Source organism: Halalkaliarchaeum sp. AArc-CO (assembly GCF_024972735.1).
Lineage (GTDB): Archaea > Halobacteriota > Halobacteria > Halobacteriales > Haloferacaceae > Halalkaliarchaeum.
Window position 1 is genome coordinate 1,048,374 of sequence record NZ_CP087723.1, and the last position, 15,674, is coordinate 1,064,047.

Sequence of the window (15,674 nt, forward strand, 5' to 3'; positions counted from 1 at the left end):
CGGGTTCGGGATCACTCACTGCCCACCGGTGAGGGCCGTACGGCCTCCAGCGCCGCCCGGAAGTGATCCGCGGAAAGCAACAGTTCTTCGGCGTGGTCGTTCGCCTCGGTGCCCTCGTAGCTGTCGGCGATCTCCTGGATCGCGAGCAGCGCCGCCTCCCGGCAGACGGCGGTGAGATCCGCCCCGGAGTATCCCTCGGTTTCGTCGGCGATCTCCTCCAGGTCGACCTCCTCGGCGAGCGGTTTCCCGCGGGTGTGCACCTCGAGGATCGCGAGCCTGGCGTCGCGGTCTGGGATCGGCACCTCGACGTGGGTTTCCAGCCGTCCCGGGCGGAGCAGCGCGTCGTCGAGCGCGTCCCGCCGGTTCGTCGCCGCGAGGACGACGAGGTTGGGGTTGTCGGCCGTACGGTCGAGTTCGGTGAGCAGCTGCGAGACGACCCGCTCGCCGACGCCGGAGTCTGCGCCGAGCGCGTCCCGGTCGCCGGCGACGGCGTCGATCTCGTCGAAAAAGAGGATGCTCGGTGCGGCCTGTCTGGCCCGTTCGAACACCTCGCGGACGGCCTTCTCGGACTCTCCGACGTACCGATCGAGTAGTTCGGGGCCGTCGACGCGGATGAAGTTCACCTGGCTTTCGCCCGCGATCGCCCGCGCCAGCAAGGTCTTGCCGGTGCCGGGTGGGCCGTACAGCAGGATCCCGGTCGGGGGTGTGGTGTTGGCCGCCTCGAAAAGCGGCGCGTACGTCAGCGGCCAGGTGACCGCGCGTTCGAGCTTCCGTTTGGCGCCCTCGAGCCCGCCGACGTCGTCGAACACCGTCGAGGGGGTCTCGGCGACGTGTTCCCGCATCGCGCTGGGTTCGACGGCCGCCATCGCGGCTTCGAAGTCCCGTTTTCTCACCTCTACCCCGCTTAGCGATTCGCCCGCGTCTCTGGCCCGGCGCAGCGCCGTCATCGCCGCCTCCTTCACCAGGCTCTCGAGGTCGGCACCGACGAACCCGTGAGTCCGGGCGGCGAGTTTGTCGACGTCGACGTCCTCGGAAAGCGGCATCCGTCGGGTGTGAACCTCGAGGATCTCCCGGCGGCCCGCCTCCCCGGGGACGCCGATCTGGATCTCCCTGTCGAACCGTCCGCCGCGCCGGAGGGCGGTATCCAGCGTGTCCACTCGGTTGGTCGCGCCGATGACGATCACGTCGCCCCTGGCGTCGAGCCCGTCCATGAGCGAGAGGAGCTGACCGACCACCCGGTTCTCGACGTCGCCGCCGTTGTCGCGCTTTCCGGCGATCGAGTCGAGTTCGTCGAAGAAGACGATCGCAGGCGCCTCCGCTTCCGCCTCCTGGAACACCTCCCGGAGGCGCTCTTCGCTTTCGCCTTTGTACTTCGACATGATCTCCGGGCCGTCGATGGTGATAAACGTGGCGTCGACCTCGTTTGCGACCGCGCGGGCGATCAGCGTCTTTCCGGTCCCGGGCGGGCCGTACAAGAGAACGCCCTTCGGCGGTTCGACGCCGAGTCTGGCGAACACCTCCGGCTCCGACAGCGGGAGTTCGATCATCTCCCGAACCAGCTCCAGCTCCTCGTCGAGGCCGCCGATGTCCTCGTAGGTCACCCCCGTCGTCGGCGCCGGCGTGGGCGTCACCTGGCCTTCGGTGTCGCCGTCGCTGCCACCCCGGTCGGCGACGGCACCGTCGGCGCTGCCGCCGGTCTGTGTCGACCTATCCGCGCCGGGCCGACCGTATTCGAGTCCGACGTCGGTGGCGTCGACGACGCGGACAGTTCCCGACGGATCCGTCTCGCTGACGAGAAACCGGATCCCGCCGAGCCGTTCGACGTGGACCTGTTCGCCGGTCCGGAGCGGTCGGTCGCGAAGCTCCCTGGCGAGTGCGCGCTCGACTGCCTCCCGGCTCACGTCGATCGAAGCCAGTTCTGCCGGTGCGTCGAGGACGACCCGGTTCGCGTTCGTCACCGACACGGTCGAGAGGCGAACCGTCTCCCCGATCTTCGCGCCTGCGTTCGCGCGGGTGTCGGCGTCGATCCGGACCTCGCCGTCGGAGACGTTCGCCCCGCCGGGCCATACCTTCGCGACCGCGGTTCGCTCCCCCTCGACGACCACCGTGTCACCGCTCAGCACGCCCAGCGTTCGGCGTGCCGACTCCGGAAGTCGGGCGATCCCCCGTCCGGCGTCGCGCTTCTGTGCGCCCCGAACGGTGAGTTCCAGGAACTCCTCGCTCATGGCGTTCGGTTGGTTCTCTCCCGGCTAAACGCTTGTCGTCGCGCTTTTGCTCGGCCAATCTCTCCGACTCACTCCGGCGGTCCCGATCCCTCCCGCGGGGCCGCACCGTCGACCAGCCGCGTGAACCGGTCGACCAGCCGCTCTGCGACGCTCGGATCGAGCGTCGACAGCAACGTTCGGGTCGCTTCGGGCTTGACGGCGACAACCGTGACTCGCCCCTTCGAGTCGTACCGTTTCTCGAGAACGCGATCTTCGGTTAGCCGATCGAGGTGCCACTCGACGGTGCTTCTGGCGACGTCCAACTCCACTGTAATCGCGTCCGGGGCGATCGCGCCCGACTCGAGGACGAGCGCGACGATCGCCCGATCGGTCTCCCTGCGAAGCAGCGTGATCGCGGCCCGCTCCCACTCGTCGAACCCGTCCTCGAAGTAGTGGGTCTTCCCGTGGCGCTCCTCGGCGGTGACCTCTCCCCGGCGCAGGAGCTTCCGGAGGTGGTACTGCGTCTGTCCGGTTGCGAGATCCAGCTCTCGGACGATGGCACTGAAATGGACGCCGGGATTCGACCGCACGTACTCGGCGATCCGTCGCCTCACCTGGCTCATTCGCGTTACACCCAGTCAGGGCTGCGCATATTTATGGCCACGGGTCGCCGATCCCCGAACGTGGGTCCCGGAAGGTGGGTCCAGGTGGACCGCTCCGTCGCTCCCAAAGACAACCGTTAAAAGCAGCGCGCGGGTTTACACCTGTATGAGCCAGAGTCAGCAACGGGAAGCGCGACACTGCGTTTCCTGTGGCATCCGCGTGTCCGGCAAGAACGCCGCCACGTTCGACTGTCCGGTCTGTGGAACCGAAGTTAGCCGTTGTGCGAAATGTCGAAAACAGAGCAACCTCTATGAGTGTCCCGACTGCGGCTTCAGGGGGCCCTGAACATGGGAAAGGTCGCAGCCAAACTCAAGGTGATGCCGCAGAGCCCGGAGATCGACCTCGACGCGCTCCAGGAGCGGCTCGAGGCCGCGCTGCCGGAGGGCGCGAAGATCCAGGGGTTCGAGCGCGACGACGTCGCGTTCGGCCTGGTCGCGCTTTTGCCGACGGTGATCGTCCCCGACGACGCGGGCGGCACCGAGGCCGTCGAGGAGGCGTTTTCGGGCGTCGACGACGTCGAATCCGTCTCCGTCGAGAACGTCGGGCGCATCTGAACCGGCCGTTCGGCGACAGCCCGTCGTCCGACCGACGGCCGTCCGGAGGCGTCGACGAAACTCCCTTTATGTAGCCCTCCCTATCACAGGAAGATACCGTGGACACTGCCGACGTAGTCGGAGCGGCAAGACTTCCGGGCGAGCGCGCGAGGCTCGCAATCGTCGTGTGGGGCGTGTTGGTTTCCCAGGTGCTCCTTTATCCGGGCGTCGAGGACGTCATCGCGGCGCTGGGCGGACCACCGGGGATCCGTGCCGGGATGTGGTTCCTCGTCGCGGAGTTCGCCGCGTTCGTCGCGTTCGCGACGGTGTGGGGCGCCGCCAGCGACGCGCTCGGGCGACGTGTTCCTCTCGTCGTCGCCGGCGCCTTGGGGGGTGCGACTGCGTACCTGTTGTTGGCGACGCTTCCGTCTCTCGGCGTTGGATTCGGTGGCGTCCTGTTTGTCCGCGTGCTCGGGGGCGCACTCACGATCGGCGCTTTTTCGCTTTCGATCACGATGCTGATGGACCTCTCGGGGGGACACGGTCGGAACATGGGCGCCGCCGGGATTGCCATCGGGGCGGGGGCGGGCCTGGGCGCCGTCGTCGGTGGGCGGCTCGCGACGATCGATCCCCTCGCGCCCGTGTACGGCGGTGCGGTCGCCCTGGGTGCCGTGGCGGTGCTTGCAGCGACCGTCCCGGACCGCGCCTCGGGCGGCGCGCTCCCCGTCGCCGAGGTGCTTTCGGGGCTGTCCAGCCGGCCGCAGCTTTCGGTCCCGTACGCCTTCGGCTTCGTCGACCGGCTCACCGCCGGCTTCTTCTCCCTCGTCGGGGTGTACTACTTCCGGGACGTCTTCGAACTCGACGCGTTCGGTGCCGGGCTCACGCTGGCGCTGTTTTTCGTCCCGTTCGCGCTGTTGCAGTACCCGTTCGGCGTTCTCTCCGACCGGATCGGCCGGTTCCTTCCGGTGGTGGTCGGGTCGATCGGCTACGGCGTCGCGATCGCGTTCGTGGGGCTGTCGCCGACCTACACGGTTGCGGCGCTGGGTATGGTCTTCGTCGGGATCTGTGGTGGCCTCGTTTCCCCGGCGACGCTCGCTCTCGTCACGGACGTCGCGGCCGTCGACGAGCGTGGGGCCGCGATGGGCGGGTTTAACGTGTTCGGCTCGCTGGGGTTTCTCGCGGGCTTTCTCGTCGGCGGGATCACGGCCGACGTGATCGGCTACCTCGAGGCGTTTCTGCTCGTGGGCGGGCTCGAGGTCGCGATCGCACTGGTCGCCGCGCGGGCGGTCCGGCGGATCGCCCCGGAGTCCGAGGTGGGCGTCCCGACGGCCGGCGGATGACCGACGCGAGCCTCACGCCGCCGCGATGTCGACCGTCGTTTCCCCGTCGACGACGAGGTTGTACGCGCCTTCGTCGTCGTTCCACAACAGTAGGGTGTTTTGAAACTCGAGCACCGACCCGTACGGCGCCTCCCGGAGCGCCCGATTGAGTCCGGACTCGCGAGTGAGCACCGCATAGTGATCGAGCGTCTGGCTCCCGTCGCCGATCCTGAACAGCGGGTTCGCGTCCCCGTCGGCCAGGTTCTCGCTCAGTTTCACCGCGAGCAGATCGATCCGCCGGGTCACGTGTCGGTCGCTTTCGGCCATCCGGGCGTGTCGGTTCGGGTTCGCACGGATCGGGAACCGCCTCCGACCGTCCCGACGGAGAATCGAGTAGGAGTACTGTACGTCGGCGTTTACGTATCGCCCTGGCTCGTCCTCGGGACCGCGCGGGGCAGCCTCGTCGAGCAGCCGCTGGAACGACGGCACCGCGAGGTCGGAGCCGACTGCAAACGACCACCCGCGATCGGACGGCTCCGCCCCGGGCCACAGCCGTAACTCCGGAGCGAAGACAGTGACGTTGTTCCTCTGATTCGCGACAGCACGTTCGACGTCCCTGAGGCCCGTCGAGGTTTCCAGGTCGGCCGGCGCGAGTGCCACGAGCGACCCGGAGTCCGCCAGGGCGTCGAGCCCCCGTTCGAGCTCCCGGCGTGGCGCTTCGAGTTCCGAGAGGACGTTACCGAAGACGACGAGGTCCCATCCTCCAGAGTCGACTTCGGGGGCGAGCGCCGCCGGGTCGACGTTTTCGATCCGTTCGCGGTGTATTTCGGTTCTGAAGTTGCGATCGGTCTCCTCCAGGAGCGCTTCGAGGATCTCGACGTTGGCGCTCGGCTCGACGGCGTGATAATCGACGATCGGGCCAGTGGCGTCCGGACTGTCTGTCGTTTCCGAGTCGTCGTCCGGCCTGCCGAACAGGTAGTCACAGAGCCCCAGCGCCGGGCCGCCGGTCCCCGCGCCGACGTCGAGCACTCGCAGGCTCCGGGGGAGCTGTCCGGGCTCTGCGAGCACCTCCAGTACGTACCCCATCACCGCGTAGTAGTCCGGGAGGTGGTATATCGCGTAGCCGAACGCGGCGTCCTCGTCGTAGGTGACGTCGTTTCCGTGGAAGTAGTCGGCTTTCAGGCGGTCGATGGTCGTCCGGAGGCGATCGCCGGATTCTCCGGTGTGCCAGTTCGGGCCGTACTGGTCGACGAGCAACTCCTCGAGGGCGAACGCGTACGGCTCCGGGAACGACTCGGGATGCCACCCTGCGGGCCGGACTGTCCCGCCGTCGACGGGAACGAACGTGCCGTCCGCGCGCTCGAACAGCCCCAGGTCGAACGCCTCCTCGCGGAGGATTCGCCTGACTACGCCTGGATGAGCGTTCCCCTCGAGGTAATCGACCAGCTCGTCCGGATCGATCGGACGGACGTGCCGGAGATACTTCGCGTTGTCCAAAACGGCGTCTCTGTCGATCATCACTCGTGTCTGTCTCTCCGGCGGTCGGTTCCAGCCTCGCGATACAGCTTCCGGAACGCCTCCCGATCTCCCCTCGCGTCGGCGATCCGTCGGGCGGCCTCGGCGACCGATTCGGCCCCGTCGAACGAACGCTGGATGTCGGCGTACACGTCCGGCGATCCCTCGGTGACCGTCTCTACGAGCCCCTCGAGCCGGCGGGACACCGGGGTGTGAAACTCCTCTCGGACGTCGGTATCGGCGGCGACGAGCCCGTACGCGAGGATGGCCGCGTGGGCGCTCGCCTGCACGGTCTCCATCGCTGCGTCGTGTTCGGCTGCGGTCGTCTCGAACACCTCGTTTCCGCCCGCACGGATCGCTTTGCGAACGGCCGAAAGCAACGGTCCGTCTTCGCCGGGGGCGAACGCGACGCTACCGGGAGTCCGAGGCGGTGCAAAAAGCGGATGAAAGCTGCCGTACTCGCGGACGGACTTTTCGGGGTCGGCCGCCGCCGACCGCATCGCGGCAAGCGGCTGTTCCATCGTTCCGGCGACGTCGAACAGGGCGCCGTCGACAGCCGGTGCCCACTCGACGATCGCCGGTTCGACAGCCGGGATCGGCACGGCGAGACAGACTGCGTCGAACTGTTCCTTCGACCCCGGTTCGGCGTCCGTCGAATACACCGCTGCCTCGCGGCTGGCGGCGGCGTCTTCGGCCACGTCCCGGTCGGCGTCCGCGAAAGTCACCGAAACGTCTCCGTCGAAGACGTCCGGGGACGCCGCGACAGCGTCGGCGATCCACCGACCCATCTCTCCCGCACCGACCACGAGCAGGCGCATCAGTTCACCCATGAGGCGGGGTTCGGTTAAGCGGTTCGGATACGCGTCTGCCCGACATCTGGACGGTGCCCCAGTAGCTCGGTTCGACGTGGCGAACCGCTCCGGAAAGTATTTGCATCGGCTCTCGGGAAATAAGGCCAATGAAACCCGAGCGGACAGAGCGGATGACCGAGTGGGAGACACGACCGTTCGAGGGCGGCTACGACGGCCTGCGCTCGCTCGTCGATCGCGGCTTTTCCGGTGCGGTTACCGACGGTTCGGCGTGGGCGATTCTCGTCAACGGACGGATCGTGGGCGTCCACGGTGGCGACCTCTCTACGTTCGAGGAGGCCGACGGAACCGCCTACGAGGCGCCGGACCCATCACTCGCGCTGCTTTTCGCGATGCAGGAGAGCAGCGGAGAGTCCAGGGCACAGTATTACACCGAGGAGACGCCGATATCCACCGTCGACGAGACGCTCTCGGAGGGGGGATTCACCGGGTACGTCGAACTCTCCGAGAACGTGCTCTCGGGGGATTACTACGTCGTCTACTCCGGTGGAAAGTCGACCGGAGTCGCCTTCGTCGGAAACAACGAAACCCTTTACACCGGCGAGGAGGCGTTCGAACGCGCCGACGACGAGGTGGGGATCTACGAGGTGTACGACGTCGATCTCGACATCGTCGAACTTCCGGAGCCGGCGGAGCAGGACGCGCCGACGGACGACGCGCCGCCGGGAGATTCTCGGACGGACGACGCGTCGGCGACCAGGGACGTAGCAACGGAAGGCGACCCGTCCGCCGGTGGAGACGAGCCGTCGGCCGGTACGGCGACCGACACGGAGCCGGTCGGTCGGGACGCAGATCCGGCGGTCGAACCCGACAAAACGGAATCCAGTGGAACCCAATCGGTCGAACAGACCGGCCCCGATCCGGAATCCACCCCAGCCGAGCGCGAAGAGGACGGCGAACAGGAGAGGGATGCAAACGGCGCCTCCGACGCCGGTTCCGACGAGTCGGTGGTTGATTCTTCCAACTCCGAATCGGGTGCGGCGAGAGCGGACGATGCCGATAGCGTCTTTTCGGAGGAAGCTGCCTGGCGTCAGGCACAGACGATTCCGGCGCTAGATCCCGAGGAAACCGCCCGGCTGCGGGATGAAACGAAGCCCGAACGGACCCCGACCAACCGTTCGAGTCGTCGCAACGCGATCGAACGCCGTTCGGGGCGCGACTCGTCCGAACGGGAGGCGGTCGAACCGTCCCGTGACACGGCGGGTCGGAGATCCGGCGGGGCTGCCGAGCCGGCGTCCAACACCACCGACGCCCCGGGAACCGACGACTCCACGGACGCACTAGCGAGCCGGATCGAGGAGCTCGAGGCCGCACTCCAGGAGGAACGAAACAGGAAAGAAGCGCTCGAACAGCGGCGCGAAGAGGTCGCGGCCGAACGAGACCGGTTCCGAGAGCGGGCCTCAAAACTCGAGAGCCGAGTCGAGGAGCTGGAAAGCGAGATCGAACGGCTCCGTGAAGAGCTGTCGGCGACGCCCGGGGACGTCCCCGAGGTCGACAGGACGATGCTGCCCGATGAGGCGATCTCCGGAACCAACCTGTTCGTCCGGTACGAGTCGAAGGGCAAGCCGACCCTCGATGCGGTCCACGCCGGGGAAGCGACCCGGGAGGAACTGTCCGGGAACCTCAAGCTGGAGCATCACACCACCTTCGAGGACGACGGGCTCGTCGTCGAGGGGACCCCCTACCGCGAGTTCCTCCGGGACACCGTCGAGTACACGTTCTGTCGATGGGTCGTCGAACAGCTTCCGTTCGAGATCCGCGAGACGGCTAACGTCGACCGGCTCCGCGACCTGTACGACGCGATCCCCGAGATCGATCGCGTGGAGTTCGACGGCACGGTTGCCGTCTCGAGCACCGACGCGGACGGACAGCGGGAAAACGAGGCGTTCGAGTTCGACGTCGTGTTCCGGGACCGAATGGGCGATCCGCTGTTCGTCGCGAACCTGAACGACTCCCGGGAGCCGACGACCCAGTCGATGGTCGACACGCTGGTGTCGGATGCCGTTACCGTCGCGGGAAAACACGACGGGCTCGCGTCTGCGCTGTCGGTTACTGCGAGTTTCTTCGAACCGGGGGCGCTCGACGCCGTGGCGGACGCGACCGGCGGCGGGCTGCTCAGTCGAAGCAAGCGGGCGAGTTTCGTGAAGCTCTCCCGGAAAAACGGCTTCCACCTCTGTCTGGTCGAAACCCGCGAGGGGGGGTTCCACCTCAACGTGCCGGAGCTTTGAACCGGGCCGGAAGACTCGAATCGGGCCGGAAGACTCCCCCGGACCGGTCTCAGTATCCGCGGGTGATGAGGTAGTCTGCCAGCTCCTCGAGGAGCCGGCGCGCGTCGTTGTCCGGAAGTACCGAGAGGTGATCTTTGCTCCGCTCGGTGAGATCCCGGGCCTTCTCTCGCGCCCAGTCGATGCTTCCAGCCCCCTCGAGAGCCTGGACGGCCTCGTCGATCTCCGATTCCGTCACCGCGTCCACGTCGTTCGTCTCGATCAGATCGTCGACGTCGATTCCCTGTTGGCGGGCGTGGAGCGTAATGAGTGTCTCCTTGTTCTCGACGAGGTCGGACCCCCGCTGTTTGCCGAGCTTCTCGCTGGGAACGGTGAGATCCAGGACGTCATCCTGGATCTGGAAGGCGCGCCCCGAGTCGATTCCGTACCGGTATAGCGCCTCGGAGACATCCGAGTCCGCGCCGAAAAGCACCGCCGGCGCCGACGCGGCGGCCCCGTACAGCACCGCCGTCTTGAGCTCCACCATCTCGAGATACTCGTCGGGAAGGATGTCGGTTCTCGTCTCGAAGGCGACGTCCAGCGCCTGCCCCTCACAGATTTTCGTGCAGGTGGTCGCGAGCAGGCGCATCGTCTCCAGCCCGTTGTTCGGCGTCGCCCCGGTGTCGGTCATCAGCTCGAACGCCTTCGAGTAGAGAGTATCGCCCGCGAGGATCGCCGTCGAGGTGTCGTACTGCTTGTGTACCGCCGGAACGCCCCGCCTGAGATCGTCGTCGTCCATGATGTCGTCGTGGATCAGCGTGAACGACTGGATGATCTCGATCGCGACGGCCGCACGGAGGACGTCGACCCGGTCGGCACCGTCCGCAGCCACTCCCTGGATTGCGCTCGGACCCGCACGGTCGGAACTGGGGACCGGGAACGACCGGTATTCCCGTGAGAACGGCTCCACGTCGGACAGTGACTCCGCTGCAAGCAGCGTCACTGTCGGACGGAGGCGTTTTCCTCCCGCCTCGAGGATGTATCGGGACGCCTCGTAGAGCCGTTCGGGCTTTCCGATCGGCAGCTCCTCGTCGATCGACCCGTTCACTAGCTCGCGTCGCTTTCGGATCGCTTCCAGAACGCGTTCCTCGGCGGTCTGTGTCATTCCACCAGTGTGATCATGTTCCCGTTTCTGGTCACGTGCAGGTCACGACCGACCGCGTACCCCTGTGACTCCGCCAGGTCCACGTAGGGTGCAAAACCCTGGAGGTCCTGGTGAGCGGGGATGACCTGCTGGGGCTGCAGGGCGTCGAGCATCTGGTAGTGGCCCTCCTCTCGAAGGTGCCCGGAGACGTGGATGTCGTCGTAGATCCGGGCGCCCTGCATCTTCAGCAGGCGTTCGGCCTGGTACCGCTGCCCTTCGTTCGTCGGTTCCGGGATCACCCGAGCCGAGAAGATGACCTTGTCGCCGTCGTCCAGTTCGTAGGGCGTCTCGCCCCGGGCCATCCGGGTGAGCATCGCACGCGGTTCGCCCTGGTGGCCGGTTACGACGGGCAGGAAGTCCTCCTTGCCCTCCTTCATGATCCGCTTGAACGTCCGGTCGACGCTCTTGCGGTGGCCGTACATCCCGAGGTCGCCCGGGAATTCGACGAAGTCGAGCCGTTCTGCGGTCCCGGAGTACTTTTCCATCGACCGACCGAGCAGAACCGGCTTGCGACCGATCTCCTCGGCGAACTCCACGAGCGACTTCACCCGGGCAATGTGGCTCGAGAACGTCGTCGCCACGATGCCGCCGTCGTAGTCCTTGATGGACTGGAGCGTGTCACGCAGGTGGGTCCGGGCGACCGACTCGCTCGCAGTCCGCCCCTTCTGTCCGGCGTTCGTGCAGTCTTCGATGTAGCAGAGCACGCCGTTGTCCTCCCGGCCGATCTCGCGGAACCGCTCCATGTCGATCGGGTCGCCGATCACTGGCGAATGGTCGATACGCTTGTCGAGCCCGTAGACGATCGAGCCCTCCGGCGTGTGGAGCACCGGGTTGATCGCGTCGATAACCGAGTGGGTGACGTTGACGAACTCGAGTTCGCACTCCGAGCCGATCGACATCGTCCCGCCGGCGTCCATCTTCACCAGGTCGTTGTCGACGCTGAACTTGCTTTCCCCTTTGACCTGTTGTTTCACCAGTTCGATCGTGAACGGGGTCGCGACCACCGGCGCGTTGTACCGGTGGGCCAGCTTCGAGATAGCGCCGATGTGATCGAGGTGGCCGTGCGTGGGAACGATCGCCTTCACGTCCCCCTCGAGATCGGACATCACCCGGTCGTCCGGGATTGCGCCCATGTCGATCAGATCGAGGCTGTGCATCTGCTCTGTCTCCACGTTGTCGTGGATCAGAACCTGCGAGAGGTTCAGGCCCATGTCGAAGACGACGACGTCCTCGCCTGCACGGACCGCCGTCATCTGGCGCCCGACCTCTTCGTATCCGCCGATTGTTGCGATTTCGATTTCCATAGTTTCCTCCAATGTCGTACCCGCTGTGGGGGCAACGGCCCCGGCGCGTTCCAACACGTCGGTCGCTGGTCCCCGCTCTGGTCCGACGACGTCGTCGACCTCGCCGGCCAGTGTCCCGCGGGAGTCGGTATGGGAACCATAACTCGCAGGTGATAAAAAGGCGTGGATTCGTGTTTCCGTCGACAGGTAGGTGAACACCTGTGGTATTCGCGGACTGGAGAGTTCGATCGGTGACTACTCCAACAGCGACGTTCCAGTCATCGCCGCAGGCCGGTCAAGGCCGGCAAGTTCGAGAATCGTCGGCGCCACGTCACACAGTGAGCCGCCCTCCCGGACGCGTCTGCCGCCTGCCCGATCTACAGAGAGCGAGCCGTTCCCCGTTGCGGTCGGCGACAGATACACGAACGGTACAGGATTGCTGGTGTGTGCGGTGTGGGGATCGGCCGGCGTTCCCATGTCGTCTGCGTTCCCGTGGTCGGCGGTGACGATCGCGTGCCCGCCCGCCGCGTCGATCGCCGGAAGGAGGCGTCCCAACCCGTCGTCGACGGCTTCGACGGCCCGGACGGCCGCCTCGAAGTCACCAGTGTGGCCGACCATGTCGGGATTCGCGTAGTTGAGCACAACCAGGTCCGGATCGTCCGTCTCGATCACCTCGATCGCCTCGTCGGTCACTTCGGCGGCCGACATCTCCGGCTGCGAGTCGTAGGTGGGGACGTCTGGGCTTTCAATTATCCGGCGGATCTCGCCGTCGAACTCGACCTCCCGCCCGCCGTTGAGAAAGTACGTCACGTGGGCGTACTTCTCGGACTCGGCGATCCGTAACTGGGTGCGGCCCGCGTTCGCGAACACCTCCCCGAGGGTCTCTGTCGGCTCCTCGGGCGGGAACGCCACCGGGAACTCGAAGGTGCGATCGTACTCCGTCATCGTCACGACCGTCGTCTCCGGCGGTTCCGTCTCGAATGGCCAGTCCGGTCGCGTGTCCGAGAGCATCCGGACGAGTTGTCGAGCCCTGTCTCCCCGGAAGTTGACGAAGACGACCGCGTCGCCGTCCGCGAGCTGCCAGTCTCCCGTTCGGTGATCCGGAGCCCCGGGACGGACGAGGGTCGGCTCGACGAACTCGTCTGTGTCTCCCCGGTCGTAGGAGGCCTCCACCGCCTCGACCGCCGAAGCTGCCTCGTGATCTGCTGTTCGGTTGACAATCGCGTCGTAGGCACGTTTCGTTCGGTCCCAGTTCTCGTCGCGGTCCATCGCGTAGTAGCGCCCCGAGACTGTGGCGACGTGGCCGGTCTCGGCGTCCTCGATCGTCGATTCGAGTTTCGACAGGTACTGTGCACCCCCCTTGGGGTCGGTGTCGCGTCCGTCGGTAAACGCGTGGGTGACGGCGGGAACGTCAGCGTCTGCACAGAGGTCGACGAGCGCTTCGAAGTGCCGGAGATCCGAGTGGACGCCGCCGTCCGAAACGAGCCCCATCAGGTGGACCGACCCGTCATTCTCGTCGGCTGCCGAGAGGGCAGCCCGGATCGCCTCGTTCTCGCGGAAGCTTCCGTCGTCGATCGCGTCGTTGATCCGGGTGTACGCCTGTTTCACCACCCGTCCGGCGCCGATGTTGAGGTGTCCCACCTCGCTGTTTCCCATCTGTCCGTCGGGGAGGCCGACCCGACGTCCCGACACCTCCAGTGTGCCGTACGCCCCGGTGTCGGCGCAGGCGTCGAAGGTCGGCGTGTCGGCCGCCTTCACGGCGTCGAGCCGGTCGTGATCGCCCAGCCCCCAGCCGTCGAGAATCACGAGCGCAACGTCCATGTCTCCCCCGTAGGGGGGATATTTTAAGTAGCGTTCGCTCTCGGCTGTGGTTCAGCCCCGGTGTGGCCGCCGGTCGCAACCCGTATCCCGCTCGGCCCCATACGGCCGCCGATGACCGACGGAGGCGACCCGGCCGCCGAAGGGAACGCCCCCGACAGCGACGCTGACGGGAACGCCCCCGACAGCGACGCCGACGGGAACGCCCCCGACACCGATACCGAGGCTGAGGACACACCACTCCAGCTCTCTCGGTTCCTCGACGTCGTCGAGCGCGAAGAGCGTCCCGTAGTGACCGCCCAGCGGGCCGCCCGCCGACTGGACTGCACCCAGGCACAGGCCCGGGACGCGCTGGACGACCTTGCAACGCGGGGAGAGATCGAACGGGTCGACGTCGAGACCGATCCGGTGGTTTACTACCCCACGGAGTGGCGCAAGCTGGCGCGCCGGGAGCGGGTTGTCGTCTTTCCGACACGGAGGGAGATCGTCGTCGATCAGCCCACCCAGTACACCCGGGCGCAACTGTCGCAGTTCGCCCATCTCGTGGACACGACCGGAACCGAGCCTGGAACCCGCGGCTATCTGTACCGCGTTCGACCCGAGGACGTCTGGGTCGCGCCGTTCGAGGAGTTCGAACAACTGCTGTCGACGGTCCGATCCGTGCTCCCGCGGCGCTATTCTCACCTCGAAGCGTGGATGAACGACCAGTGGCAACGGGCCCACCAGTTCCGGCTGTACACCCACGAGGACGGGTACGTCGTGCTCGAGGCCGCCTCCGAGAGTCTGATGGGCAACGTCGCCACGGAGAAACTCGACGAGGATACGATCCGGGCGCCGATTTCCGACACAGAAGCGTGGGTCAACGCCGACCGGATCGCCGGAATCAAGCGGACGCTGTACGACGCCGGCTACCCGGTGGTCGACGACCGCAAACTGGAGACCGGCGACGGGCTGGACGTCGAACTCACCACTGACCTGCGCGAGTACCAGCACTCGTGGGTCGAGTCGTTCCTCGAAAAACGGGCAGGGGTGTTCGTCGGCCCGCCCGGCAGCGGGAAAACCGTCGCCGCGATCGCGACGATCACGGCAGTCGAGGGGGAGACGTTAATCCTGGTCCCCTCCCGCGAACTCGCCGAACAGTGGCGGGAGGAGCTACTGGCACACACGGATCTCTCGCGCGAACAGATCGGCGCGTACCACGGCGGCGAAAAGCGGATCCGACCGATCACGATCGCGACCTACCAGACCGCCGGAATGGACAGACATCGCCAACTGTTCGACTCCCGCAAGTGGGGATTGATCGTCTACGACGAAGTGCACCACGTCCCCAGCGACGTCTACCGCCGCAGCGCGGACCTCCAGGCGGTCCACCGGCTCGGGCTCTCGGCGACCCCGGTCCGGGAGGACGATAGCGAGGCGGAGATTTTCACGCTGATCGGGCCGCCGATCGGCACCGACTGGGACGCGCTGTTCGAGGCAGGGTTCGTCCAGGAGCCCGAACTCGAGATCCGGTACGTCCCGTGGCGCGAGGACACCGCGCGAAACGAGTACACGAGCGCTGACGGCCGGGAGCGGTACCGGCTCGCCGCGCAAAACCCTGCCAAACTGGCCGAAGTCGAGTACTTGCTCGCCAGACACGACGACCGGAAGGCGCTCGTGTTCGTCGACTACCTCGAGCAGGGCGAGCGGATCGCCGAAGCGCTGTCGGTGCCGTTCGTCAGCGGCGACACGCCGCATTACCGGCGCGAGCAACTGTTCTCGCAGTTCCGCGAAGGGGAGCGACGGACGCTCGTCGTCTCCCGGATCGCCGACGAGGGGATCGACCTGCCGGACGCCGAGGTGGCGATCGTGGCGTCGGGGCTGGGCGGGTCCCGCAGACAGGGGGCCCAGCGGGCGGGCCGGACGATGCGCCCGGCCGGCTCGGCGCTCGTGTTCGTCCTCGCCACCCGGGGGACCCGCGAGGAGGAGTTCGCCAGGCGGCAGCTCCGCCACCTGGCGGGCAAGGGGATCCGCGTGCGAGAGACGAACGTGAGCGGCTGAGTACCACCTGTGCGGCTGAGCA

At 66.8% G+C, this 15,674-nt stretch carries 12 protein-coding genes; 5 read left to right on the top strand and 7 right to left on the bottom strand.

The genetic code is table 11. The features are described from left to right. Positions 1 to 11: 11 nt before the first annotated feature. Both AArcCO_RS05895 and AArcCO_RS05900 read right to left on the bottom strand, forming a co-directional pair. The gene (locus AArcCO_RS05895; RefSeq protein WP_259535598.1) at positions 12 to 2,225 is read right to left on the bottom strand and encodes an AAA family ATPase; all 2,214 of its coding nucleotides are present in this window, start codon (positions 2,223 to 2,225) and stop codon (positions 12 to 14) included. Positions 2,226 to 2,293: 68 nt separating this feature from the next. Then, positions 2,294 to 2,827 carry a winged helix-turn-helix transcriptional regulator gene (locus tag AArcCO_RS05900; protein WP_259535600.1) on the bottom strand — a complete coding sequence of 178 codons (534 nt, stop codon included), beginning with the start codon at positions 2,825 to 2,827 and terminating at the stop codon, positions 2,294 to 2,296. A gap of 145 nt (positions 2,828 to 2,972) precedes the next feature. Here AArcCO_RS05900 and AArcCO_RS05905 point away from each other — a divergent pair, with 145 nt between their 5' ends. From AArcCO_RS05905 to AArcCO_RS05915, 3 genes are all read left to right on the top strand, one after another. After that, complete coding sequence (locus AArcCO_RS05905) at positions 2,973 to 3,152, top strand: HVO_2753 family zinc finger protein (protein WP_259535601.1); 180 nt, start codon at positions 2,973 to 2,975, stop codon at positions 3,150 to 3,152. 2 nt (positions 3,153 to 3,154) lie between these two features. Then, the gene (locus AArcCO_RS05910; protein ID WP_259535603.1) at positions 3,155 to 3,421 is read left to right on the top strand and encodes an elongation factor 1-beta; all 267 of its coding nucleotides are present in this window, start codon (positions 3,155 to 3,157) and stop codon (positions 3,419 to 3,421) included. 98 nt (positions 3,422 to 3,519) lie between these two features. Then, positions 3,520 to 4,740 carry an MFS transporter gene (locus AArcCO_RS05915; RefSeq protein WP_259535605.1) on the top strand — a complete coding sequence of 407 codons (1,221 nt, stop codon included), beginning with the start codon at positions 3,520 to 3,522 and terminating at the stop codon, positions 4,738 to 4,740. 12 nt (positions 4,741 to 4,752) lie between these two features. On the opposite strand, the gene AArcCO_RS05920 is transcribed toward AArcCO_RS05915, so the two are convergent. Together AArcCO_RS05920 and AArcCO_RS05925 are read right to left on the bottom strand one after the other, a co-directional pair. Continuing rightward, the gene (locus AArcCO_RS05920; RefSeq protein ID WP_259535607.1) at positions 4,753 to 6,237 is read right to left on the bottom strand and encodes a small ribosomal subunit Rsm22 family protein; all 1,485 of its coding nucleotides are present in this window, start codon (positions 6,235 to 6,237) and stop codon (positions 4,753 to 4,755) included. Continuing rightward, entirely contained in the window at positions 6,237 to 7,052 is an 816-nt protein-coding gene (locus AArcCO_RS05925; RefSeq protein WP_259535609.1) for a prephenate dehydrogenase/arogenate dehydrogenase family protein, read from the bottom strand. Before AArcCO_RS05925 ends, AArcCO_RS05920 begins: the two co-directional genes overlap by 1 nt. Positions 7,053 to 7,192: 140 nt before the next feature. On the opposite strand from AArcCO_RS05925, the gene AArcCO_RS05930 reads away from it, so the two are divergent. Next, complete coding sequence (locus AArcCO_RS05930; protein ID WP_259535611.1) at positions 7,193 to 9,331, top strand: DUF7527 domain-containing protein; 2,139 nt, start codon at positions 7,193 to 7,195, stop codon at positions 9,329 to 9,331. Between the two features lie 49 nt (positions 9,332 to 9,380). On the opposite strand, the gene AArcCO_RS05935 is transcribed toward AArcCO_RS05930, so the two are convergent. From AArcCO_RS05935 to gpmI, 3 genes are all read right to left on the bottom strand, one after another. Beyond that, positions 9,381 to 10,472 (bottom strand): geranylfarnesyl diphosphate synthase, encoded by a 1,092-nt coding sequence (locus AArcCO_RS05935; RefSeq protein ID WP_259535613.1) that lies wholly within the window; start codon positions 10,470 to 10,472, stop codon positions 9,381 to 9,383. Beyond that, positions 10,469 to 11,815, bottom strand: coding sequence for a ribonuclease J (locus tag AArcCO_RS05940; RefSeq protein ID WP_259535615.1), 1,347 nt, complete (start codon positions 11,813 to 11,815; stop codon positions 10,469 to 10,471). Before AArcCO_RS05940 ends, AArcCO_RS05935 begins: the two co-directional genes overlap by 4 nt. A 234-nt stretch (positions 11,816 to 12,049) precedes the next feature. Beyond that, positions 12,050 to 13,615, bottom strand: a complete 1,566-nt coding sequence (gene gpmI / locus AArcCO_RS05945) for a 2,3-bisphosphoglycerate-independent phosphoglycerate mutase (protein ID WP_259535617.1) — start codon at positions 13,613 to 13,615, stop codon at positions 12,050 to 12,052. Between the two features lie 111 nt (positions 13,616 to 13,726). Between gpmI and AArcCO_RS05950 the strand changes: the two genes are divergently transcribed. After that, on the top strand, positions 13,727 to 15,652 hold the full coding sequence (locus tag AArcCO_RS05950) for a DEAD/DEAH box helicase (RefSeq protein WP_259535619.1): 1,926 nt from the start codon (positions 13,727 to 13,729) through the stop codon (positions 15,650 to 15,652). Positions 15,653 to 15,674 lie beyond the last annotated feature (22 nt).